A 25,352-nucleotide genomic window follows, 5' to 3' on the forward strand; every position below is an offset into this window, starting at 1 on the left:
CTTTCGCCGAACATGAAAACGGCCCGCGTCCTTTTGGACGCGGGCCGTTTTTTTTGGGTTGGCGCCAGACCCGAGATGTTGAAGATCCCTGTGGGAGCGAGCTTGCTCGCGATAGCGGTTGATCATTCAACATTAATGTCTACAGACCCGACGCTATCGCGAGCAAGCTCGCTCCCACAGGGGGACGCGATGGTTTTGAAGGAGTTGTCTGTAGCCAAATACACTGTTTTCTGAAGGGAGAATCTCCAGAACACGTAGGCCAAATCTGATTTTCCTTCCCCTCCATCAACACCCCTTGTCGCTCATGCAGAATCGCCCGCCTTCATTCTGCAGAGACACATCGGATGTTCGCTCCTGCCAATCAACCGCGTTTCACGCTGACGATCGAAGGCGTCCAGAATGAGCTCAAGGTGCTTGAGTTCACGGGCAAGGAAGCCATCAGCCAGCCCTACCGTTTTGACCTGGAACTGGTCAGCGAACGGCCCGACATCGAACTCGAAAGCCTGCTGCATCGTCAGGCCTTTCTGAGTTTTGATGCGCAGGGTTCCGGCATTCATGGTCAGATTTTTCGCGTTGGCCAAAGCGATTCCGGACAACGCCTGACGGGTTACCAAATCAGTCTCGTACCGCGTCTGGCCTACCTCGGTCAGCGCATCAATCAGCGAATTTTCCAGCACAAAAACGTGCCGGCGATCATCACGCAGGTCCTCAAGGATCACGGCATCCAGCGCGATGCCTTCGAGTTTTGGCTCGGCAGCGACTACTCCCCTCGCGAGTACTGCGTGCAATACGCCGAAAGCGATCTGGCGTTCATCCAGCGGCTGTGCGCCGAGATCGGTATTCACTACCACTTTCAGCACAGCCTCGACGGGCACCTCTTGGTGTTTGGTGATGACCAGACGGTTTTCCCTCGACTGCCCGAGCCGACGCTATACCTGCCGGGCAGCGGAATGGCGGCGGATGCGCCGGCCATCAAACGTTTCAACGTGCGACTGGAAACCCGGACGACAGCGGTAACCCGTCGCGACTACGACTTCAAAAAACCTCGCCTGCAACTTGAAAGCCGCCTCGACAGTGAGCTGCGACCGGTGCTTGAGGACTATCACTTTCCTGGCCAATTCACCAACCGCGAACACGGCAAGCATCTGGCCCAACGGGCACTCGAACGCCACAACGCAGACTTCCGTCAGGCTGAAGGCAAAGGTGATGATTCCGCATTGGTCAGCGGCCATTTCCTGCACCTCGCCGAGCATCCGCGTCAGGCGTGGAATGACTTGTGGCTGATCACTGAAATCCAACATCGCGGCCGGCAGCCACAAGTACTGGAAGAATCCGCCACCAGCGACGGCCCGGATGATTTCCAGGGCTATAGCAATACCTTTCTGGCAACACCGTGGGACGTTTCGTTTCGTCCACCGCTGGGGCCGGAAAAACCACGCATGCTCGGCTATCAACCTGCCGTGGTCACCGGCCCGACCGACAGTGAAATCCATTGCGACGAGTTCGGTCGGGTCAAGGTTCAGCTGGCCTGGGATCGCGACGGTCAGCTCGATGAACACTCCAGTTGCTGGCTGCGCGTCGCCACCGGCTGGGCGCACGACCGTTATGGCAGCGTGATGATCCCGCGAGTCGGCATGGAAGTGCTGGTGGGATTCGTCGACGCCGATGCCGATAAACCGCTGGTGATGGGTTGCCTGCCTAACGCCGCAACCCCAGTGCCGCTCGATCTTCCCGCCGATAAGACCCGTAGCATTTTCCGCAGCCAGAGCAGTCCCGGTGGCGGTGGTTACAACGAATTGCGCATCGAGGATCGCAAAGGTGCCGAGGAAATCTACCTGCGCGCCCAGCGAAACTGGACTCAGCACGTACTGAATGATCAACAGGTGCAGGTCGATAACGCCCGCAGCATTGTCGTCACCGGTATTGCTCGCCATGAGCTGAAGGCCGACGAGCAACGCATCACCCATGGCCAGCGCCAGACCGAGGTGAAGCTGGATGATCATCTGGTGGTCGTGGGTGACCGACACATTCGAGTGACCAGTCAGGCGCTGAATGCCAGTCAGCAATTCCATGTCAGCGCCGGTCAGCAAGTGGTGATCGACGGCGGGGCCAGCGCGACGATTCAGGCGGGCGGGCAGTGGATCAATATTGGTCCCGGCGGGATTTTCAGCAGCGTACCGATTCAGGTGGGGGGCGCGTTGATGCCAGCCATGGCAGCTGCGCCGGCCTTGCCGGATACGCCATTGAAACTCGCCGCCGCCCCGGCGGCGCTGCTAAGTGCCGCACAGATTCTGAGCCTGAAAAGCGACGCGCCGTTTTGTGAGGAGTGTGAGCGTTGCAAGGAGGGTGTCTGTGCAGCCTGATGCCTTGTCACCCCACGCCTGGTTGGATCGCCAACCGCTCAAACCTTCCGAGCAGTTGTTCGCGATTTTCAGCAGCGCGAGCGCCGCTGAACCGTTTAAAGCCTGGCAGCGTTCGATTGCCGCTCAAGCACCCAGTCCGATCTGGGCAGACACTGCTTACGCCGAGTGGGAACCGGTAATGCCCTATGTCGGAATCGTCGCTGCGGGTAGTGAGTTTCTGGAGTGGGTTGCCAGCACCGAGTTTCGCGATTGGGGTTGGCTGGTGGTTTCTTCTGCCCCTCAGGAGGTGTTGGTCGAGCATCTTCGCAGCCTCACTCAAGTCCTGTTGCCCAACGGTATTGCGGTGTTTTTCCGCTTCTGGGATGGGCGATATTTGTTGCCGATTCTTCAGTCGGCCGAGGTTAACGCTACGCAGCTGATGCCGGTGATCGGGCGCTGTTTGATCAATGGCCAATCGCTCGAAATCGGTGGCCAAGCGCTGAACAGTTCCCGGGTTTTTCCGTGGTGGGAAGTTTCTGAATCGCTGCTTAAACACCTCGCTGCCGAGTCCGCGACTACTCGCATCAACAACTTGCTGAAGTGGTTGAGTGAAGACCGACCTGATCTTCATGAGGCGTTTTCGCAAAACGTATTGCGGCACAAAGTCGCGATCTTTCTGGAAGCGGCGGACCTGCCTCAAGCACCCAAAACAGCCTTAGTGGAATACCTGATGGCGGAGCTGAACTGATGGATCAGATCGTACGGATTGAGCAGGAGCTCGATGGTTTCAAAGACACCCTGTCCCTCTACCGTGAGCAGCTCAAGCACTGGTTTAGCCAAGCGGCGGACAAGGCCAGCCGCGCCGCTGATTTGCCTTCGCTAATGGGCATGGAGCGGATCATCAAGTTCGGAGATGCCAGCACTGCGGTGAGCAGTGGTGACGACGATTTTTTCTCTTCCGTGGTGCAATGCCCGAAGGGTGGAAAGCTAGAGATCGAGAGCAAGTTTGAATCGGTTTATGACATTCCCGTGGGGAGTATCCAGGTTGATGTGATTGCTATCGACGGCGGTAAAACAACGTCTGTCACGCTTGATGAAAATGGCAAAGGGACGTTCAAGGGGGACGAGGGCAAGTTCTACCGCATACACGTCCACAGCGAAGTCACACCGCAGCAAGTTGATGATCTTTTCTCTTCCTACGATGGCCTGACCCAAGAGTTGGAAGGGTGGCTGCGCAAAGAATGGGAAGGGTTTAAACCGCAATGGTCACAGTCGACTTTTGCGACCGCTGGCAACGGAATGCTGGCGGGAAGTTGGGCAGCAGTCATGGGTGTTTGGGATGGCCTGAACCTCGTCTTTGAAATCCTTAAAAATCCTGGTGCCCACCTTGAACGGCTCGGCAGCAGTGCGCAGCAACTTATCGATCTGGCGGAGCAATCACCCGCCGCGATGGAAAAAGCCATGTTGCTGGCCAGCGATGAAGCGGCGCTTTGCCTGCTGTTTCGTGCCGCGACTCTTTGGTTTTCGGCGTTACCGTCTAGCGAAATTGCGGGTACCACAGCAGAGGCTGCCAGCCATGCCATTGTCTCGGTACTGATCGACATTCTGATTGCTTCGGCGCTGGCTCTCACGGGTGTCGGCATGCCCGCCGCCGTAGCCTATTTGAAACTTCGTGGAATCAAGTACGGAAAGGTGCTCGCCGGTCTGGCTACGCGCTTCGTCGAGGCTGTTTTCAATATCCTCAACACCTTCATGAAGTACGTCGACCAATACAAATCGGTCGCCGCGCGCGGTTTGGCTGCGGGTCTGAAAAAAGGGCGCATGCAGCTGCGCTGGGATGCCAAGCGCAATACCACGCTCAAGCCAAACGAACACCACGACAACGTCCCGGATCAAGCGAAAAACCCCAACGGCGACAGCGCCGATTCCGTTGATAAAACCGCCACCAACAAATGCCCGGTCTCGATGGTCACCGGCGAAGAACTGCTGACCCTCACCGACGGTGCGCTGGACGGGATTTTGCCGTTCGACTTCACCCGGCTCTACCGCACCAGCGCCGCCGAGATCGACTGCGGCCTCGGTTTCGGCTGGAGCCATTCGCTCTCCCATCGACTGGAGATCGACGGCGACAGCGTCGTCTGGATCGACCACGAAAACCGTCGCACCACTTTCCCGCTGCCAAACAGCGAACGCCCGGCGATCCACAACAGCCTGTCGCGGGCAGCGATTTATCTCGGCGATGAACCCGAGGAATTGATCCTCGCCCAGGCGGGTGACGACGCGCGGTTCTATCACTTTCATAACGGTCGGTTGACGGCGATCAGCGACGCGTACGACAACCGTCTGCGCATCACCCGCGATCGACAAGACCGCATCAAACGCCTCGACAATGGCGCTGGCCGCGCGTTGCTATTGCGCTATGACCTCAACCATTTGGTCGCCGTCGAGTATCAGCGCTTTCATCCGGCCGACACCCTCGACGAGGCCTGGCACACCGAACAGACGCTGGTCACGTATCACTACGACGAACGCGATCAACTGATCGAAGCGACCAACGCCGCCGGCGAAAGCGAGCGTTACGACTACGACGAAAAGCAGGTCATCCTGCAGCGGCAACTGACCGGTGGGGCGAGTTTCTTCTGGGAGTGGGAAAGGTCCGGCAAGGCCGCACGATGTGTCCGCCATTGGGCGTCGTTTTCGCAGATGGACACGCGTTACGTTTGGGATGACGAGGGCAGTGTCACCGTCCAGAACATCGACGGCAGTGAAGAGGTTTACGTCCACGACGACCGGGCGCGGCTGGTGCGCAAGGTCGAGCTGGATGGTGGTGAGCACCTCAAGGCTTATGACGACAACGGGCGGCTGATTGCCGAGCAAGACCCGCTCGGCGCCGTCACCGAATACCGTTACGACGAAATCGGACGATTGGTTGCGCTGATTCCGCCGGAAGACGAGCCGACGGCCTACGAATATCGCAACGGTTTCCTGCACGCACGGTTTCGCGGCAAAGCCGTCTGGAAATATCAGCGCAATGCTCAGGGCGACATCACCGAAGCGACCGATCCTGACGGTCATGTCACTCACTATCACTACGACGAAAAAGGTCAGCTGCTGTCGATCCGTTACCCGGACAACAGTCGGCATGTCTTCGTCTGGAATGGCTTGGGGCAACTGCTCGAAGAGACCTTGCCGGACGGTGGTCAGCGGCGGTTTTCCTACGATGCGTTGGGGCGGCAGATTACCCGTCAGGACGAACACGGTGCCGTCACCCAGTACCAATGGGATGCCGTTGGACGACTGATCCAGACGACTTTGCCTACCGGCGCGAGCCGTGCGTTCAGCTACAACGCCTACGGCAAAATCACCGCGGAACGCGATGAACTGGGCCGCGTCACCCGCTACGAATACATCGACGACCTGCACCTGGTCAGCCGCCGTATCAATGCCGACGGCACCCAGCTGAAGTACCGCTACGACAACGCGCAGCTGTTGCTCACGGAAATCGAAAACGAATCCGGCGAAAAATATCAGCTGGACTACACGCCCAATGGCTTGATCCGACAGGAAACCGGATTCGACGGCCAACGCACGGCGTACGCCTACGACCTCAACGGCCAGCTGCTGGAGAAAACCGAGTTTGGCGAGGACGGTTCGCAGCTGGTGACGGCTTATCAGCGGGACTCCGCCGGGCGGCTACTGGTCAAAACCCTGCCCGACGGCATCAAGGTTGAATACCGCTACGACAGCCTCGGCCGCCTGGTCAGCGTCGACGATGGCTACGACCATCCGCTGGAATTCGAGTACGACCAGCAGGACCGGCTGATCAGCGAACACCAAGGCTGGGGCACGCTGCGTTATGCCTACGACGCCTGCGGCCAACTCAATCGTCTGCGCCTGCCGGACGGCAGCAAACTCGATTACCACCACGCCAAGGGCGGTGCGCTGACGGCCATCTACCTCAACGGCGCGCGACTCACCACCCACCAATTCGCCTTCGGCCGCGAACAGCAACGCCAGCAGGGGCAACTGCTCAGCGAATATGCCTACGACGATCAGGGCCGATTGAAGGCCCACGCTGTCAGCCAACAGCACCAAACGCTGTATCGCCGCGACTATGCCTACAGTGCCAACGGCAATCTCGACAGCATCGCCGACACCCGTCACGGCCAACGCAATTACCAATACGACCCGCTCAACCGCCTGACCCGCGTCCGCCACACCCGCGACGACCCACCGGAAACCTTCGCCCACGACCCGGCGGGCAACCTGCTGATGCAGGACCGCCCCGGCGCCGCGACCGTCAAAGGCAACCGCCTGCTAATGCAAGGCGATCGCCACTATGATTACGACGCCTTCGGCAACCTCATCCGCGAACGCCGCGGTACCGCGCAAAAACTCGTCACCGAATACCGCTACGACTGCCAACACCGCTTGGTCGGCGTCACGACCCCGGACGGCCGCAGCACCAACTACCGCTACGACGCCTTCGGCCGCCGCATCAGCAAAACCGTCAACGGCAACACCACCGAGTTTTTCTGGGAAGGCGACAACCTCATCGCCGAAAGCAGCCGCGAGCACTACCGCAGCTACCTCTACGAACCCGGCAGCTTCCGTCCACTGGCCATGCTCGACGGCAAAGGCCCGCGCAAGGCCTGCCCGTTTTATTACCAGCTCGATCACCTGGGTACGCCGCAGGAACTGACTGGTTTTGGCGGCGAGATTGTGTGGTCGGCGAAGTACAACGCCTACGGCAAGGTCACGCGTCTTGCGTTTGGTGGGGGAGAGCAACTCGAGCAACCGTTGAGGTTTCAAGGGCAGTACTTCGACGCTGAGAGCGGCCTGCACTACAACCGGCATCGGTACTATGATCCAGAGGTTGGGCGGTATCTGACGCCGGATCCGGTCAAGTTGGCGGGGGGGCTGAACCAGTACCAGTACACGCCGAATCCGACGGGGTGGGTTGATCCGTTGGGGTTGAGCGGGAATTGCCCGCCACCGAATAAGCCTGGGTGTGGGGCGCCGGATGATACGACTGGCGCTAGGGTGGATGGGGGTGAGCCGGCGCTGCCGAAGCCCAACCTAAGTGCTGCGGAGCTTGCCGAGAAAGAAGTTAAAAGATTAAACGACAGTCAAGGCATGCATATGGTTGGAAAACATAGTCCAGCGGTACCAGATGCTAAGTGGAAGCAGCGTGCTATTGATGGTACGGATCCGATAACTGGTAGAAGACCTTGGCACCAACGTGGTAATCCAAGCTCCAGATTTAGCAGTTGGGAGTTGATGCTCGAGGCTTACACTCTTGCAACAACGAGGACTGAGCGAGGGCTGTCTCGATATACGGGGAAGGACGGAGAGGATAATAACATCGTTAGAATGAGGCTTCCGGGTGCCGGGGAGGGATACCTACCAAACACTAGGTCAAAGGAAAATCCAAGGCTTATCAAATTGGACGGCTTTGAAATGAAGTTTGATGATACTGGCGTTCCATTTACGTTATATCCGATCAAGTGAGGAAGATTATGTTTATTGATCCTGGTACTCAGCAGCCATATATACCGACACCTTCATATTTTTTGGGTTGTTTCGATATTTATGATCGTGAAGAAACACTTGGAGAGGAGTTGGAGAAATTTAATCCGAATGACCCGTCGGACAGGGAGGAGTTAATACTCAAGTATTGTCTGGTTAGAAATCGTACCTATCGACACCGTTTTTTACTTTATAAGTGTTTGGAAAAGGCGCTTGAGGATAAAAACTACGACTTTCAGTCGCTTTTTAAATACGACCCAGAGGCGTACTCCTCATTTCCCTGTGGGTGGGATGAAATGGAAAATACGAGAGCTTTTTTTGAAGATATTTATCGGTTGGCAACTATCGAGTGGAAAGAGGATCTTCAAAAGGCCAGTCTTGAAGATCCAGCGAGTTGGTAAGAGTCTTAGTGATTTTTAGTTTAGTTGCTTGTGGTCCGTATTTGCATTTTGGGTAAAGGTGGCTTCGTTTGTGTTAAATGTTATTGAAGAAGAAAAAGCTGCATGATTGTATAAACGAATGTATGACGCCGGATGCGTTTTCCTTTGTTGTTCTCGCGTCCGAATCTGCTATTGAAGTAAATGAATCCACACATCGGCAAGGACCAACAAAGGGGGCGGATTTATTTTTGTTTTTTCTTTGCGTTTTTAGTGTTTTATGGTGTTCCGTTATGGTCGGTTTTTGAAGAATGACGTTATTAATAGCTATTAGAAAATGGATTGCTATGGCGCGAACTGCGTATAGGGATCGGGCAGATAGTTCGGTTTCTGCTGTTCAGCAACAAACCACTAGCTGCGAACTTCATGGTGAAAGCAAGAGATGGAGAGCCGTTCCAAGCTCTAGGTTTATAAGCCATAGAGCGCAGTTGAATGCTTATAATGAAGCGATGACAAGGGAGACTAGAAAAATGTCTCGTTTTACTGGGGAGGACAGTAAAGGAAATTTGTTAGTAAGAGTGGAGGCTGAAAATGTAGGTGAGGGATATGAGCCTAATCCTTTAGATCCAGCCAATCCGCGTTTCATTCCTCAGATGAATGCCTTTGAAATGAAATTCGACTTTGAGACATTGCAGCCTATAGCGTTTTATCCGATAGAGAAAATTTAATGCTGATGCATCCGTATCTGAACGTTCCATATAATCCAAGTGTAGAGCACTTTCTCGGTGGGTTCGATATATATGATCGCGAGGAGAGTCTAGGGGTTGAGTTGTCGGCGTACGATCCTGAGTGTCCTTCAGATAGAGAATTTTTAATATCCCGGTTTATTGTCAAACGCTTCGCAGCGTTGAGTTATCGGCATAAGTTTGTTTTGTTCTTTGTGTTGAGAGAGGCTCTTGATGGTGACTCGAGTGTGTTTGCTGAAATTTTGGAACATGATTCGAGGTCTCATTCCTCGCTTCCTCTTGGGTGGAATGAAATGAAAGATCCAAAGGCGTTTTTTGAGGATGTGTACGTCAAATTGTCCGAAGCGTGGGTTGATGATCTGTATAAAGCGAGTCAGGAGGACTTTTCAACTTGGTGAGGGCTAGTACTTCAACTAAGGCTCGGGGTGCAGAATAATGAGCACTAGATTTTCCGCGTTATTCCAACTCCTTGCTCAACAAATAAATCCGTACCATTTATGTTGATGAGTGATATTTGACGGACTGCTGCTTTGAAGATAGTGAAATCTAGTCGCTTTGATGATGTCGACCACGATATTGGATATGAGTACCGTGGTTGCAACTACGAAATACAGAACGAAGAGGATGTGTTTCTGATCAGAATTTACGATGATGAGCCCGGACAGGCAACGGTAGTGCGTCCGACTACGATGTCTAAAAACGGTAACCTTAGAAAGCTTATTGAGTTCTTACAATCCGAGCTAGGAGTATCCAAGATCTGTCTCTACAAGGGCGATTTGGGGAGCTACGCCGAGATCGATCTTGATAGCTTGGCGTTCTGCTCCGTTTGAAGTTGGCGGTAAGAGAGTGGCAGACGTTTTTACACACTCTGGGCCGAATTCTGTCGTTGTTGAGCGCAGCTATAGGTTGTGGATTCAACAGGTGGCTAAATCAAGCCAAGCTTCAGTAAAGCCTTTCGTCACGTTTGCTTTTTTGAGCGAAATTTCTGGGCAAAGTCGTCGGAAGTTTCCTTCAACTCGTATCGGTTTCCATGAACTGGTTCGAAATGCATTCCCTCGATAGTCTCTGGTGGTCACTGAAAATTCAGTGGCGGGGTGTAGGAACCCTTAAAGACTAGAGAGGACGCTTTGGCGTCGACACCTGAATTGCGGCCATCAACGTGCGTCCGTAAGATCAGTTGCGGCGGCTGTGCGCGGGCACGCTTCGGCGTGGTCGAGTTTGCTCTGGTCTCGATATTCCTACCCCGCGTATAGCTGCCACCCAAGCCTGTAGGAAGGCCGATGGTAGCGCCCATTTACTACCAGAGGTTTCAATTATGAAAAGTCTTCACCCCGATCCACCCTATGAAAAACCAATTCCCCACCCCCAAAGCCGTTTCATGGCGCTCACCAGCAATTGCGACGACATGCCAACCCTGTTCGTCGACACCCAAGCGCCGCTGGATGTCTTGTATGACGCTGCCAACTACCGAATTCGCGCCGTTACCCAAGTGATGGAGAACTTGTCCATGCGCGGTTCGATTGAGTGTCAGTCCTTCATCCTTAGTGATTTTGCTTTGCTCTGTGCCATTCCGTTGCGGGATGGGTGTGATGTGCTGGATGTTCTTGGGCGGCGGTTACGGGCGCGGTCTTCGGAGTAGCACCGGTCGGCTTTTGTGGCGAGGGAGCTTGCTCCCGCTCGGCTGCGCAGCAGTCGTAAACCGGGCAGTGCGGTGTGTCAGGCATAACCGGATCTCTGGTTTTGGGGCTGCTTCACAGCCCAGCGGGAGCAGGCTCCCTCGCCACGGGGTTTCTGTAAGCTGGGTCGTTGTGGAGTGTCAGGCATAACCGGATTGCAGGTTTTGGGGCTGCTTCGCAGCCCAACGGGGGCAAGCCCCCTCGCCACAGGTTTTGTGTCCGTCCGGGGATTGTGGTTGCTGCAACTGCCCGCTCAGCCGTGAGGTCCTGACGTTCGCCGCCGTACAAGGTAAACTTCCCGCCCTTCGCAGGAGCAGCCATGAATTATCGTCACGCCTTCCATGCCGGCAATCACGCCGATGTGTTCAAACACCTGACTTTGACCCGCATCATCGCTTTGATGTCGCGCAAGGAGCAGCCGTTTGCCTATCTCGACACTCACGCCGGCATTGGTCTGTATGACCTGCAGGGTGATCAGGCGAGCCGTACCGGTGAGTACCTGGAAGGTATTGCGCGTTTGTGGGATCAGCCGGATCTGCCGGCGTTGACCGCTGATTACATGAAAGTGCTGCACGACATGAACCCGGATGGTCAGTTGCGCTATTACCCGGGGTCGCCGGAGTTGGCGCGGCGGCTGACGCGGCCGCAGGATCGGGTGATGCTCAATGAGAAGCATCCAGAAGACGGTGTGTTGCTCAAGGACAACATGGCGGGCGACCGTCGTGTGAAGGTGCATCTGGGCGAAGGCTGGCATGTGCCGCGTGCGATGTTGCCGGTGCAGGAGAAGCGGGCGGTGATGTTGATTGATCCGCCGTTCGAGCAGCTGGATGAGATGCAGCGCTGCGCGGCGTCGCTGAAAGAGGCGATTGGCCGGATGCGGCAGACCGTGGCGGCAATCTGGTACCCGGTGAAGGACCAGCGCATGTTGCGTCGTTTTTATCAGGATCTGGCGGGAACGGGCGCGCCGAAGTTGTTGCGGGTCGAGTTGCTGGTGCATCCGCTGGATACGCCGAACAGCCTGAATGGTTCGGGGCTGGCGATTGCGAATCCGCCGTGGGGGCTGGAAGAGGAATTGCGTGAGTTGTTGCCGTGGTTGTCCAAGAAGCTTGGGCAGACCCAGGGTGGTTGGCAGATGGATTGGTTGATTGCCGAATAGGGTCAATCGACGAGCAAGATCAAAAGATCGCAGCCTCGTTTCACTCGACAGCTCCTACAGGGGGAATGCATTTCTCTGTAGGAGCTGTCGAGTGAAACGAGGCTGCGATCTTTTGCTTTTTGGAGTTTAGATCGGGCAGGTCACGCCCGTGCCGCCAATCCCGCAATACCCTTCAGGGTTTTTCGCCAGGTACTGCTGGTGATAGGCCTCGGCGAAGTAGACCGTCGGGGCTTCGTCGATTTCAGTGGTGATCGTGCCTTTGCCAGCCTTGGTCAACTCGGCCTGGAACACTTGCTCGCTGTGCTTGGCGGCTGCCAACTGAGTCGGGTTGGTGGCGTAGATCACCGAACGGTACTGCGTGCCGATGTCATTGCCCTGACGCATGCCTTGAGTCGGGTTGTGCAATTCCCAGAACATCTTCAACAGCTCTTCGTAGCTGACTTTTGCCGGCTCGTAGACCACCAGTACCACTTCGCTGTGGCCGGTCAGGCCCGAGCAGACTTCTTCATACGTCGGGTTCGGCGTAAAGCCGCCGGCGTAGCCCACCGCCGTACTGACCACGCCTTCGCGCTGCCAGAACTTACGTTCCGCGCCCCAGAAGCAGCCGAGGCCGAAGATTGCGAAATCCACGTCCATCGCGAACGGGCCCAGCAGCGGGGCGTCGTGGACGAAGTGTTTTTCTGGCACGGTCATTGGGGTTTCACGGCCAGGCAGAGCTTGTTCTTTAGTCGGGAGCACGTTTTTGTTCACCAGAATTTCCGAGCGCAAGACCATGATCAGTCCCCTCAGTCAGGTTGAATGTAAATTGTCAGACACGCAGTTTGCCCGAGTGTTACGCCGCTGTCAGGCGATCGGGCCACGCGGATAGCGCTTGAGCTTTTCGATCAGCTCTACGCCGGGGATCGGTCGGTCGAACAGGTAACCCTGGCCGACGTCGCAGCGGTGGCGGCGCAGGAAAGCCAATTGCTCGGCGGTTTCGATGCCTTCAGCCACGACCTTGAGTTTCAGGTTGTGGGCCATGGCGATCACGGCGGAGGTGATTTCCATGTCGTCCTGGTTGTCCGGGATTTCGTGGATGAAGCTTCGATCGATCTTAATGATGTCGATCGGGAATTTTTTCAAGTAACTGAGCGACGAGTAACCGGTGCCGAAGTCATCCATGGCCAGGGTCAGGCCCAGGCGCTTGAGCTGATCGAGCTGCAAGTGGGTGTCTTCGGTGGCTTCCAGCAGCAGGCCTTCGGTGAGTTCGAGTTCCAGCAGGTTCGCCGGCAACGCTTCTTCCTTGAGGATGTTGGCGATGGACGACACCAGGTCCGGATCGGAGAACTGCTTGGGTGACAGGTTGATTGCCACCTGAAGATTGCCCAGGCCAGCGGCGCTCAGGTCTTTGCTCATGCGGCAGGCCTGGCGAGCGATCCATTTACCGATGGGAATGATCAGCCCGGTTTCTTCGGCGACGCTGATGAACTGGTCCGGGCGGATCATGCCTTTTTCCGGATGGTTCCAGCGAAGCAGCGCTTCCATCCCCAACAGGCGACCGCTACGCAGGCAGAGTTTGGGTTGGTAGAACACGTCCAGCTCATTCTGGGTCAGGGCGCGGCGCAGGTTGTTTTCGACGAACAGCTTGTAACTGGCCTCGGCATTCAGCGCTTCGGTGAACACCTGAACCTGGTGCTTGCCGTTGGCCTTGGCCTTATGCAGCGCGAGGCCGGCGTTGCGCATCAGGGTTTGCGGGTCGCGACCGTGCAGTGGCGCGCAGGCCAGGCCCACGGAGCCGGTGACGCTGATCAGCTGGTTGTCGACGAACATCGGTTTGTCGAGGGTCGCCAGCAATTGATTGGCGATCTGTTGGCCCGCACGCATGTCGGTGTTGTCCAGCAGCACGGCGAATTCGTTACTGGCGAACCGCGCCAGGCTGCCGCTCGGGCTCAGGCTGTTGCGCAGGCGTCGGGCCAGGCTGATCAACAGTTTGTCGCCGGTCTGATGGCCGAGGCTGTCGTTGATCCGCTTGAAGTTGTCGATGTCCACCAGCAGCAAGCTGATCGGGGTATCGCTGTCTCGGGCGAAACGTTCATCGAGGTTGCGGATGAAGGCCGGGCGGTTGCCGAGGTTGGTCAGGTTATCGGTATAAGCCAGACGCTCGATGCGCTGCTGAGCGAGCTTGGTCTGGGTGATGTCTTCGTAGATGCCGATGTAATGCGTCAGCTCGCGGTTGTCGCCGTAAACCTTGGAGATCGACAACTGGCCCCAGTAGGGTTCGAGGTTTTTACGGCGGCTTTTGAACTCACCCTGCCAGCTGTTGCTCTTGGCCAGCGCCGAGTGCGCGTCGAACAACAGTTCGCTGAGGTTTTCCAGTGCCGGCAGTTCCGACAGCCGCTGGCCGTGGACTTCTTCGGTGGTGTACTGGGTGATCGCCGTGAAGCTCGGGTTGACGTATTCCACCACGCCGTCGCAATTGACCAGCAAAAAGGCGTTGGCGCTTTGCTCGACCGCACGCTGGAACAGGTGCAGGGCGCTGGTGGCGGTGCGGCGGTTGTGGTTGTTGATGACTTGGGCAAACTGATCCGCCAACTCACCGGCGAAAGCAATTTCGTCCGATTGCCAGGCGCGGGGCGTACCGGTCTGCTCCAGGCAGAGTACGCCGACCACTTGGCCATCGACGCGGATACTGGCGTCGAGCATGGCATTCACATCACGCGGGCGCAGGTGTTCGGCCATTTCCCGGGTGCGCGGGTCGCGCATGGCGTTGTGGGCGTCGATGGCGCGGCCGGTGTGCAAGGCGTCCAGGTAATCGGGGAAGAGACTGACGTCGATCGGCTCCGGCAGCAGGTATTCCTGGCTGGCGCGGTGATAGGCCGAAATCGGCACCAGCAGCGAACCTTCGAGGTTCCACAGGCTGGCGCAGTCGATTTCGTAAATGTCACAGGCACTGCGAGTGATCAGTTCGGCGGCTTCTTTCAGGGAGTTGTTGCTGCTATAGCGCTGGCGGGTCAGCAGCAGGATCAAGTCTTGCTGGGCGCGCACCCGGTCCAGGTGCAGAAGCTGTTCCTGCTGGGCGCGCTGATTGAGTTCCAGGGCGATTTGCAGGCGAGAGTTCTGGGTTTCGAGGTCCAGGGCCGGCAGCAGTTGTTCGCCCTCGAACAGGCCGTCGACCACCAGCAGGTAGCCGCGCAGCAGGTGTCGATTGTGTTGTTTGTAGGCTTCGCCCAGTTCCAGCAGGTTCAAGGAGCCTGCGGCGGTGTGCAGGGTGTAGCGGATCAGGTAATGCGGGCTTTCGGTGAGTTGCTGCTGAACCGCGTCATGCAGTTGATAGCGCGCTTCGGGCTCCATCAGGCTGGCGTAGGGCGAGCCGACCAGAGCACAGAGCTCTACAGCCGGCATGCCGAATTGTCGTTCGCAATTGGGATCGAGAAACAGTAGCGCCCAACTCGCTTCATTCAGCCGTTCGAAACGAAGCATGCCGAGCCGCGAGGGCACAGGCAACTGCGTCACTACCTCGGCCACCATACGGCTGGCGGCATCGGGTTGGCTCTTCATATGGAGGGAAACTCGCTTCGAATAGGCTGATCGCGCCGGGCTCTCGCCCTCTTTACTGTTACCTGCGGCAAGGTTGCATCATTGCGACACTGACTGACAAGAGACATGAAGGCCAAGTGCTATAAGAATATGTCGGCAGGCGCGACGATTTCTCCAGCGCAGGGCCGAAAGTAATGTTTTTGGCCGAAAAGATCATCCGAACGCGGCCCGAGCCTTCGGCAGCTCCTACGTTGGGATGGTGTACACCCTGTAGGAGCTGCCGAAGGCTGCGATCTTTTGCTTTTTACCGGAGCGGGATGCTGGTCGACTGCAAAGTCTTGCCGTCCTGGTCGTGATAACTGACGCGAACCTGTTCGGCATCGACGATCAAATGAGCGAAATTGTCCTGGCTGACCACCTTGCTGGTCAGTTCATGCCGATAGTCGCCAGCGGCTGTTCGCGCCAACGGTTGATCGAGGATGAAGGTGGATGCCTTGGCGTACGGCAGCAGCTTGCTGTTGCACAGCGGTGAAGAAACGATGGTGTGCACCTCGAAGTCCGGGTCCTCGCTGTGGGTCAGGCGACTGGTCAGGGAGCCGTGGACATCGCCGGAAACGAAGAAGACGTTCTTGATGCGGTGTGTACGAATGGTCTCCAGCAGCCGCAGACGTTGTTCGGGAAAGGCTTTCCACGCGTCATCGCCGTGGGCTTTGCGGTCGGGGTAGAACATCACGCTGGTGACCACGAATTTGACCCTGGCCGGGCTGTGAATCAACCATTTGCACAAGATCTGTTCCTGCTCTTCGTCGAGGATGCGTCGATCATTGGCTGACAGGTTGCGTCGGGTTCGACTGTCAGTGACAAACCATTCGATATCGCCTTCGGCGAACTGATACCAATAGTGTTCCAGTTTTCTATTTATTTGCCCGCCGGCAAGAAGTGTATGCGCCGGGCTATGACTGGCTTGATACAACTCATACGCCGCGATGGCATTTTTGTATAAATAGGCGTCGGCCTTACTTTCGTTGGCGGGCCAGTTGTCTTCAATTTCGTGATCATCGAGGATCATGTAAGTCGGCACACCGGACATTAACTTTGCAATATTGGGTTGGGAAAAAGCTGCGCGGTACTTACTGAGTATTGCCTTGTATTCCCGGTCGGGAACAATGACGTTCAGGTCATCGACATAGATTTGATCGCCGGTCATGAGCATGGCACTGATGGGCGGTTCGGCCTGCTGCGCCATATTCGTGATCGAGGCGAAAATCCTGTCCCCCAGATGCGGTGCAGACGGGACGCCAGCGGTCATGCGCAGGTAACGACATGAGCCGACGATATAGGCCCGTGGAATCGTGACTTTGCTGGACTGTGTGCGAAATTGGTAGATATCGCGCGGCCATTGCAGCGGCAGTTCCTGAACCGTGTGCACCGTGTGCACCGGGCTCATCGTGCTGAACCAGCCCGCTTGGTATTCATATTCGGTATCAGTGGCAAGGTCGTTGAGTGCGATGACATCGGACATATCATGCAAGATCGTCAACTTTGCAAATACACCTTGGGACCATCGCTCTTCGCCGAGCCGGCGATAACGAATGCCTGCAAATACCGGTGCATTGTTTTGAAGTTTGCCACGCAAGAAGATGCGTGCGTGGTTAGTTGTGGTGTGGCCAATAATAGGGCCGACAGTCGGTTTGAACATGTTCGAATCCATTCGAGGTAATGCTAACTAGGCAAAATAAATTGATAAGGGCTTTGGTGACAATTAGTTGAACTAAGCTTAGTTATTGGTTCGCAAAAAATATCGAGAAGAAGTGGACTGGAGTTGTGGGCGACGTAAGCCGCGAATGTAGGAAAGGGGCGTTGGGTAGCTTTCTTCCAGGCAAAAAAAAGCCCCGCCAAACTGGCGGGGTTGAGGTACGAGCGTGGCGCTCGGAAATCGTCGAACGCGACAGGCCCTCCGGTGAAGGAGGGCCGGCCGGTGTTACAGCAGGATGGTGCGGATGTCCGCCAGCAGATCGCTCAGACGCTTGGTGAAGCGTGCAGCAGCGGCGCCGTTGATCACACGGTGATCGTAGGACAGCGACAGTGGCAGCATTAGTTTCGGCTGGAAGGCTTTGCCGTCCCAGACTGGCTGAATGGTTGCCTTGGAAACACCGAGGATCGCCACTTCCGGCGCGTTGACGATCGGCGTGAAGCCGGTGCCGCCAATGTGGCCGAGGCTGGAAATGGTGAAGCAGGCGCCTTGCATGTCGTCAGCGGTGAGCTTCTTGTCGCGGGCTTTGGCGGCCAGCACGGCGGCTTCGGCTGCCAGTTGCAACAGGCTCTTCTGATCGACGTTCTTGATGACCGGTACCAGCAGGCCTTCAGGGGTGTCGACTGCGAAGCCGATGTTCACGTACTTCTTGCGGATGATCGCCTTGCCGCTTGGTGCCAGCGAACTGTTGAAGTCCGGCAGTTCCTTGAGCAGGTGCGCGCAGGACTTGAGCAGCAGCGGCAGGATGGTCAGCTTGACGCCAGCCTTCTCTGCAACGGCTTTCTGAGCGATACGGAACGCTTCCAGGTCGGTGATATCAGCCGAATCGAACTGAGTCACGTGCGGAATGTTCAGCCAGCTGCGATGCAGGCTCGACGCGCCGATTTGCATCAGGCGAGTCATCGGCACTTCTTCGGTTTCACCGAAGCGGCTGAAGTCCACGACCGGAATCGGCGGGATGCCCGCGCCACCGGTTGCGCCAGCAGCAGCGGCCGGTGCTTCCTTGGCCTTCTGCATCATGGCTTTGACGTAAACCTGCACGTCTTCTTTCAGGATGCGACCGTGCGGACCACTGGCGCCGACGGCGTTCAGCTCGACGCCGAACTCGCGAGCCAGTTGGCGCACCGCAGGACCTGCGTGAACCTTGGCGCCCGGCTTGGCCGGCGCAGCAGCCGGTGCGGCCGGTGCCGGGGCAGCGGCTGCAGGAGCAGCTTCAGCCTTGGCAGCCGCAGGTGCTGGTGCAGCAGCGGCCGGAGCCGGGGCAGCAGCAGGTGCAACGCCTTTGACTTTCAGCTTCAGGATCAGGTCGCCGGTACCGACTTCGTCATCCAGCTTGACGGAAACGCTTTCCACCACGCCAGCGGCAGGCGATGGAATTTCCATGCTCGCCTTGTCGGATTCCAGGGTGATCAGCGACTGATCGGCTTCGACGGTATCGCCGGCCTTGACCAGGACTTCGATGATCTTGGCCTTGCCCGAAGAGCCGATGTCCGGGACATGAATGTCCTGAACGCTGTCAGCAACCGGTGCAGCCGGGGCCGCAGCGGCTGGCGCTGGCGCAGCGGCAGCAGGTGCCGCCGCCTGAGCTGGCGCGGCCGCAGCCGGTGCCGCAGCACCTGCCACTTCCAGATCCAGAATCAGGTCGCCAGTGCCGACTTCGTCGTTGAGCTTGACGCTGATGCTCTTGACCACGCCAGCGGCAGGCGATGGGATTTCCATGCTGGCCTTGTCGGATTCCAGGGTGATCAGCGATTGATCAGCCTCGACGGTGTCGCCGACCTTGACCTGGATCTCGATGATCTGGGCCTTGCCCGACGAACCGATATCCGGCACGTGCACTTGCTGGGTGGTTGCAGCAGCAGGAGCGGCAGCTGGAGCTGGAGCCGCGGCAGCAGGAGCAGCCGCCGGTTTCGCTTCAGCTTTGGCAGCCGGCGCAGCGGCAGCCGCAGGGGCCGGGGCAGCGGCACCTTCGACTTCCAGCTCCAGCAGTTCGTCGCCTTCTTTCAGGCGATCGCCCAGCTTCACTTTGATGCTTTTGACGATGCCGGCTTTGGGAGCTGGGATTTCCATGCTCGCCTTGTCCGACTCAAGCGTCAGGATGCTCTGGTCGGCTTCCACACGGTCGCCGACCTTCACAAATAGTTCGATTACTTCACCTTCACCGCTGCCGATGTCAGGTACGCGAATGAGTTCGCTCACAGAGTGTCTCCTCAGCAGTCCAGTGGGTTGCGTTTTTCCGGGTTGATCCCGAACTTGGCGATGGCTTCAGACACCACCTTAGGTTCGATATCACCACGGTCAGCCAAGGCTTCCAGGGCTGCCAACACCACGAAATGACGGTCGACTTCGAAGAAGTGACGCAGCTTCTTACGGCTGTCACTGCGGCCGAAACCGTCGGTGCCCAGGACTTTGAATTCCTTGGACGGGACCCACTGACGAATTTGCTCAGCGAACAGCTTCATGTAGTCGGTAGACGCAATGACCGGACCTTGACGGCCGTTCAGGCACTCTTCGACATAGCTCAGTTTAGGCTTCTGACCCGGGTGCAGACGGTTGCTGCGCTCTACGGCCAGGCCGTCGCGACGCAGTTCGTTGAAGCTGGTAACGCTCCACACGTCAGCGCCGACGTTGAACTGTTCACGCAGGATTTTCGCCGCTTCGCGAACTTCGCGCAGGATGGTGCCGGAGCCCATCAGCTGAACGTGGTGCGCCGCTTCGCGGGTGTCTTCCTCGAGCAGGTACATGCCCTTGATGATGCCTTCCTCGACACCGGCCGGCATGGCTGGCTGCTGGTAGGACTCGTTCATCACGGTGATGTAGTAGAAAACGTCCTGCTGCTGTTCGGTCATCTTCTTCATGCCGTCCTGGATGATCACCGCCAGCTCGTAGCCGTAGGTTGGATCAAAGGTGCGGCAGTTCGGGATGGTGGCAGCCAGGATGTGGCTGTGACCGTCTTCGTGTTGCAGGCCTTCGCCGTTCAGCGTGGTCCGGCCGGCAGTGCCGCCGATCAGGAAACCACGGGTGCGGCTGTCGCCGGCAGCCCAAGCCAGGTCGCCGATACGCTGGAAGCCGAACATCGAGTAGAAGATGTAGAACGGCAGCATTGGCTGGTTGTGGCTGGAGTACGAAGTACCGGCAGCGATGAAGGAGCTCATGGCGCCCGCTTCGTTGATGCCTTCTTCGAGGATCTGGCCCTTCTTGTCTTCTTTGTAGAACATCACCTGGTCTTTATCGACTGGCTCGTAGAGCTGGCCGACGGAGGAGTAGATGCCCAACTGACGGAACATGCCTTCCATACCGAAGGTACGGGCTTCGTCCGGGATGATCGGAACGATGCGCGAACCGATTTCCTTGTCCTTGACCAGCTGCGCGAGGATCCGCACGAAGGCCATGGTGGTAGAGATTTCACGGTCGCCCGAGCCGTCCAGGATTGCCTTGAGGGTATCCAGCGGTGGCGTCGGGATGTCGAAGCTTTTGGCACGGCGCTGTGGCACGAAACCGCCCAGTGCAGTGCGGCGCTCGCTCAGGTAGCGGGCTTCGGCGCTGTTCGGTTCCGGTTTGAAGAACGGCAGGTTTTCCAGTTCTTCGTCACGGACCGGAATGTCGAAACGATCACGGAACAGCTTCAGGCTTTCAACATCAACTTTCTTGGTGTTGTGCGCAGTGTTCTTGGCTTCGCCGGCACCGGTGCCATAACCTTTGATGGTCTTGGCCAGGATGACGGTCGGTTGTTCTTTGTGGTTGACCGCTTCGTGATAGGCCGCATAGACCTTGTACGGGTCGTGGCCACCACGGTTGAGCTTCCAGATCTCGTCGTCGGACAAGTCTTCAACCATCGCCTTGAGTTCTGGCGAGTTGAAGAAGTGTTCACGTACGAACGCGCCGTCTTTGGCTTTGTAGTTCTGGTACTCGCCGTCGATGACTTCGTCCATGCGGCGTTGCAGGATACCGTCGACGTCTTTGGCCAGCAGTGGGTCCCAGAAACGGCCCCAGATGACTTTGGTCACGTTCCACTGAGCACCGCGGAACACGCCTTCGAGTTCCTGGATGATCTTGCCGTTGCCGCGAACCGGGCCATCAAGGCGCTGCAGGTTGCAGTTGATAACGAAGATCAGGTTGTCGAGCTTCTCGCGGCCAGCCAGCGAGATCGCGCCCAGGGATTCCGGCTCGTCGCACTCGCCGTCGCCCAGGAAGCACCAGACTTTTTGCTTGCCTTCAGGGATGAAGCCACGGGCTTCCAGGTACTTCATGAAGCGTGCCTGGTAGATCGCCTGGATCGGGCCCAGACCCATGGATACGGTCGGGAACTGCCAGAAATCAGGCATCAGCCAAGGGTGCGGATAGGACGACAAGCCTTGACCATCGACTTCCTGACGGAAGTTGTTCATCTGGTCTTCGGTGATGCGGCCTTCCATGAACGCACGGGCGTAGACGCCTGGCGAGGTGTGACCCTGGAAGTAGATCAGGTCGCCGCCGTGTTCGTCGGTCGGGGCCTGGAAGAAATAGTTGAAGCCGATGTCGTACAGGGTTGCGCTGGAGGCGAAGCTGGAGATGTGACCGCCCAGGTCAGAATCTTTCAGGTTCGTACGCATCACCATGGCCATCGCGTTCCAGCGTACCAACGAGCGAATGCGGCGTTCCATGAACAGGTCGCCAGGCATGCGTGCTTCGTGGGTAACGGGGATCGTGTTGCGGTATGGCGTGGTGATGGCGTAAGGCAATTGCGAACCGCTACGGGTTGCGAGTTCGCCCATACGGGTCATCAGATAGTGAGCGCGGTCTTCGCCTTCTTTGTCGAGAACCGATTCCAGGGCGTCCAGCCATTCCTGGGTTTCGACGGGATCGAGGTCTTGCATGGCTTGCTCCAGGGCGGAAAGGCTTCCAGAATCGGTTGCCTGAGTTTGCGACTGGCCTTGTGGGCAGACGATATAAATTCTTGGATTGCCGAGAGGTTGTTCCGGCGGCGTGTAGTTTTACTACAAATCATCGGGCATTTCAGCCTTTCGAATGTATATACGAGTAGTAAAACTACAGATGAGCGGCTTGTGGCCTCCAGCTGCGTTGTGAGAATAATCGTTAAGGTTGGTCTTTTTCCAACCAGAAAAGGTGAAAGCTTGATGCTGTCTGCCAAAAATAAAGAAATTTCAGCTATTTCTAACCTTTGTTCGACAGTCGATCACGTAGTGCATTCTCGCGAATCACTACATGCAGCCCTCTACACGCCGATCAAGGATAGACCATGAGCCTCCCTTCGCTTGCCGAACTGCCTGGCATCCTCCTGCCGTTTGTCACCCGCGCCGAGCAGTCGTTCCGTACGGCCGTCGCGGTGCTTCCCGACGACCATGGCCTGGCCGGCTGGACGCCTGAACGCTGGGCACAATTTGCCCGCGTCACCGCTGCCAGCGACTTCGTGACTGAACAAAGTGTCCGTGACCCATTGATGTTGCTGGAGCTGGTGCAGTCCGGTGAGCTGGATCGACGTTTTGCTCCCGGCGAGCTGTGTGCGCAGATTGCGGCAGCAGCGAATGCAGCAGAAACCGAAGATGAACTCGGTCGCGCCCTGCGTCGTCAACGTACCCGCCATCAAGTGCGGATCATTTGGCGCGACCTGACGCGTCAGTGCGATCTGATCCAGACCTGCCGCGACCTCTCGGACATGGCCGATGCCAGCATCGATCAGGCCTATCAGTGGTTGTACTCGCGGCATTGTCAGCAGTTCGGCGTGCCGACGGGCCGGCGCAGCGGCGAGCCGCAGCAAATGGTCATTCTCGGCATGGGCAAGCTCGGCGCAATGGAGCTCAACTTGTCGTCGGACATCGACCTGATCTTCGCCTACCCCGAGGGCGGCGAAACCGTCGGCGTGAAACGCTCGCTGGATAACCAGGAATTTTTCATTCGACTCGGTCAGCGCCTGATCAAGGCGCTGGACCCGATGACCGTCGATGGTTTCGTGTTCCGCGTCGACATGCGCCTGCGGCCTTACGGTTCGGCCGGCGCATTGGTCCTGAGCTTCAACGCGCTGGAACAGTATTACCAGGATCAGGGCCGCGACTGGGAACGCTACGCGATGATCAAGTCGCGGGTGGTGGCTGGCGATCAAGTGGCCGGCGCGCAATTGCAAGAAATGCTGCGGCCGTTCGTTTACCGGCGTTACCTCGACTTCTCGGCGATCGAAGCGCTGCGCACCATGAAGCAGCTGATTCAGCAGGAAGTCCGGCGCAAGGGCATGGCCGACAACATCAAACTCGGCTCCGGTGGCATTCGTGAAGTCGAATTTATCGCCCAGGCATTCCAGCTGATCCACGGCGGCCGCGACCTGAGCTTGCAGCAACGTCCTCTATTAAAAGTTCTGAGCACGCTGGAAGGTCAGGGTTACCTGCCGCCGGCGGTGATCAGCGAACTGCGCGAAGGCTACGAATTCCTGCGTTACACCGAACACGCGATCCAGGCGATTGCCGACCGCCAGACCCAGATGCTGCCGGACGGTACTCAGGATCAGGCGCGCATTGCCTTTATGTTGGGCTTCGCCGATTGGACCGCTTTCCACGAACAGCTGATGTATTGGCGCGGTCGCGTGGCGTGGCACTTCGGTCAGGTGATCGCCGATCCCGACGAAGAAGAAGGCACCGAGAGCGAAGTGGTGGTTGGCGGTGAATGGCTGCCGTTGTGGGAAGAGGCTCAGGATGAAGAGGCCGCTTGCCGTCAGTTGGAAGAGGGCGGTTTCGCTGATGCCACCAAAGCCCTGAAAGCGTTGGCCGGTTTGCGCAGCAGCCCGCAGCTGCGGGCGATGCAGCGCTTGGGGCGTGAGCGCCTCGATGCCTTTATTCCGCGGTTGCTGGCTCAGGCTGTCGAACACGCCAATCCGGATCTGGTGCTGGAAAGAGTATTGCCGCTGGTGGAAGCCGTGGCCCGTCGTTCCGCGTATCTGGTGTTGCTGACCGAGAATCCCGGTGCGCTGCGACGCTTGCTGACCCTGTGCGCCGCGAGCCCGTGGATTGCCGAACAGATCACCCGCTTCCCGCTGCTGCTCGACGAATTGCTCAACGAAGGTCGGCTGTTCAAACCGCCGCTGGCGCCGGAACTGGCCGCCGAGTTGCGCGAGCGTTTGACGCGGATTCCCGAAGACGACCTCGAGCAGCAAATGGAAGCCCTGCGGCATTTCAAACTGGCGCACCGTTTACGGGTCGCCGCTTCGGAAATCGCCGGCAGCCTGCCGTTGATGAAGGTCAGTGATTACCTGACGTGGCTCGCCGAAGCGATCCTGGAACAAGTGCTGGCCCTGGCCTGGCGCCAGACCGTGGCCAAATACGGTACGCCGCTGCGTACCGACGGCACCTTGTGCGATCCCGGCTTCATCATTGTCGGTTACGGGAAAGTCGGCGGTCTGGAACTGGGGCATGGTTCGGACCTGGACCTGGTGTTTATCCACGATGGCGACCCGCAGGCGGAAACCGACGGGCCGAAACCTATCGACGGCGCGCAATTTTTCACCCGACTGGGGCAGCGGATCATTCACTTGCTCACGGCCCAGACCAACTCCGGTCAGCTGTATGAAGTGGACATGCGTCTGCGGCCGTCCGGGGCCTCGGGGTTGCTGGTGAGTTCGGTGGGGGCGTTTGCCCGGTATCAGGAAAATGAAGCCTGGACGTGGGAGCATCAGGCATTGGTGCGGGCGCGAGTGTTGGTGGGCAGTCGGGACGTTGGGCAGGCTTTCGAGAAAGTCCGCGCGGCGGTATTGGGCAAGCCGCGGGACCTTGCAACCTTGCGCCAGGAGGTCAGCGAGATGCGCGCCAAAATGCGCGATAACCTTGGCAGCAAGAGTACCGCGGCGGGCACCGGAGCAAATGCCTTCGAGGCCACGGCGCCGTTCGATCTCAAGCAGGACGCCGGAGGTATCGTCGATATTGAATTTATGGTGCAATACGCGGCCCTGGCGTGGTCCGAATCGCACCCGTCATTGCTGCGCTGGACTGACAATATCCGCATTCTGGAAGGGCTGGAGGAGGAAGGGCTGATGCCCGCCGAAGACGCCAGCCTGTTGCGCGAGGCCTATAAAGCCTACCGTTCAGCCGCTCACCGGCAGGCCTTGCAGAAGGACGCCGGGGTGATACCGGGCGACCAGTTCGTGGACGAACGGCGGCAGGTAGTGCGGATCTGGCGCGAGCTGGGGCTAAGCTGAACTGGATAATTGAAACATCCAATACCCAATGTGGGAGCGAGCCTGCTCGCGAAGGCGGAGTGTCAGTCACCCTCTATG

General features: G+C 57.6%; 14 protein-coding genes. 9 read left to right on the forward strand and 5 right to left on the reverse strand.

The features are described 5' to 3' along the window. Positions 1-344 precede the first annotated feature (344 nt). From ACA059_RS02170 to ACA059_RS02205, 8 genes are all read left to right on the forward strand, one after another. Positions 345-2,363, forward strand: coding sequence for a type VI secretion system Vgr family protein (locus ACA059_RS02170; protein ID WP_497632536.1), 2,019 nt, complete (start codon positions 345-347; stop codon positions 2,361-2,363). Further along, on the forward strand, positions 2,353-3,090 hold the full coding sequence (locus tag ACA059_RS02175; protein WP_497632538.1) for a DUF4123 domain-containing protein: 738 nt from the start codon (positions 2,353-2,355) through the stop codon (positions 3,088-3,090). Before ACA059_RS02170 ends, ACA059_RS02175 begins: the two co-directional genes overlap by 11 nt. Then, positions 3,090-7,853 (forward strand): RHS repeat-associated core domain-containing protein, encoded by a 4,764-nt coding sequence (locus ACA059_RS02180; protein ID WP_497632540.1) that lies wholly within the window; start codon positions 3,090-3,092, stop codon positions 7,851-7,853. The genes ACA059_RS02175 and ACA059_RS02180 overlap by 1 nt, the downstream gene beginning before the upstream one ends. Positions 7,854-7,861: 8 nt before the next feature. Further along, positions 7,862-8,272, forward strand: a complete 411-nt coding sequence (locus ACA059_RS02185; RefSeq protein WP_046056419.1) for a hypothetical protein — start codon at positions 7,862-7,864, stop codon at positions 8,270-8,272. Positions 8,273-8,559: 287 nt separating this feature from the next. Next, a complete protein-coding gene (locus ACA059_RS02190; RefSeq protein WP_497632541.1) occupies positions 8,560-8,976 on the forward strand; it encodes a hypothetical protein in 417 nt (138 codons plus the stop codon). Next, the gene (locus ACA059_RS02195) at positions 8,976-9,392 is read left to right on the forward strand and encodes a hypothetical protein (protein WP_008149669.1); all 417 of its coding nucleotides are present in this window, start codon (positions 8,976-8,978) and stop codon (positions 9,390-9,392) included. Before ACA059_RS02190 ends, ACA059_RS02195 begins: the two co-directional genes overlap by 1 nt. A gap of 917 nt (positions 9,393-10,309) precedes the next feature. Continuing rightward, positions 10,310-10,633 (forward strand): hypothetical protein, encoded by a 324-nt coding sequence (locus tag ACA059_RS02200; protein ID WP_497632542.1) that lies wholly within the window; start codon positions 10,310-10,312, stop codon positions 10,631-10,633. A gap of 356 nt (positions 10,634-10,989) precedes the next feature. After that, on the forward strand, positions 10,990-11,826 hold the full coding sequence (locus tag ACA059_RS02205) for a 23S rRNA (adenine(2030)-N(6))-methyltransferase RlmJ (protein ID WP_033055449.1): 837 nt from the start codon (positions 10,990-10,992) through the stop codon (positions 11,824-11,826). Between the two features lie 126 nt (positions 11,827-11,952). On the opposite strand, the gene msrA is transcribed toward ACA059_RS02205, so the two are convergent. The 5 genes from msrA to aceE all read right to left on the reverse strand — a co-directional run bounded on the left by msrA (position 11,953) and on the right by aceE (position 21,951). Then, positions 11,953-12,600 carry a peptide-methionine (S)-S-oxide reductase MsrA gene (msrA, locus tag ACA059_RS02210; protein WP_046045665.1) on the reverse strand — a complete coding sequence of 216 codons (648 nt, stop codon included), beginning with the start codon at positions 12,598-12,600 and terminating at the stop codon, positions 11,953-11,955. A 69-nt stretch (positions 12,601-12,669) separates the two neighbouring features. Next, positions 12,670-15,363, reverse strand: coding sequence for a putative bifunctional diguanylate cyclase/phosphodiesterase (locus ACA059_RS02215; protein ID WP_497632544.1), 2,694 nt, complete (start codon positions 15,361-15,363; stop codon positions 12,670-12,672). A 283-nt stretch (positions 15,364-15,646) separates the two neighbouring features. Beyond that, positions 15,647-17,041, reverse strand: a complete 1,395-nt coding sequence (locus ACA059_RS02220; RefSeq protein WP_497632546.1) for an alkaline phosphatase D family protein — start codon at positions 17,039-17,041, stop codon at positions 15,647-15,649. 282 nt (positions 17,042-17,323) lie between these two features. Then, the gene (gene aceF / locus ACA059_RS02225) at positions 17,324-19,294 is read right to left on the reverse strand and encodes a dihydrolipoyllysine-residue acetyltransferase (protein WP_497632548.1); all 1,971 of its coding nucleotides are present in this window, start codon (positions 19,292-19,294) and stop codon (positions 17,324-17,326) included. Positions 19,295-19,305: 11 nt separating this feature from the next. Further along, the gene (aceE, locus tag ACA059_RS02230) at positions 19,306-21,951 is read right to left on the reverse strand and encodes a pyruvate dehydrogenase (acetyl-transferring), homodimeric type (protein ID WP_415772949.1); all 2,646 of its coding nucleotides are present in this window, start codon (positions 21,949-21,951) and stop codon (positions 19,306-19,308) included. A gap of 383 nt (positions 21,952-22,334) precedes the next feature. Between aceE and glnE the strand changes: the two genes are divergently transcribed. After that, positions 22,335-25,274, forward strand: coding sequence for a bifunctional [glutamate--ammonia ligase]-adenylyl-L-tyrosine phosphorylase/[glutamate--ammonia-ligase] adenylyltransferase (gene glnE, locus ACA059_RS02235; protein WP_497632550.1), 2,940 nt, complete (start codon positions 22,335-22,337; stop codon positions 25,272-25,274). Positions 25,275-25,352 lie beyond the last annotated feature (78 nt).

The organism is Pseudomonas sp. LBUM1647 (assembly GCF_059716175.1).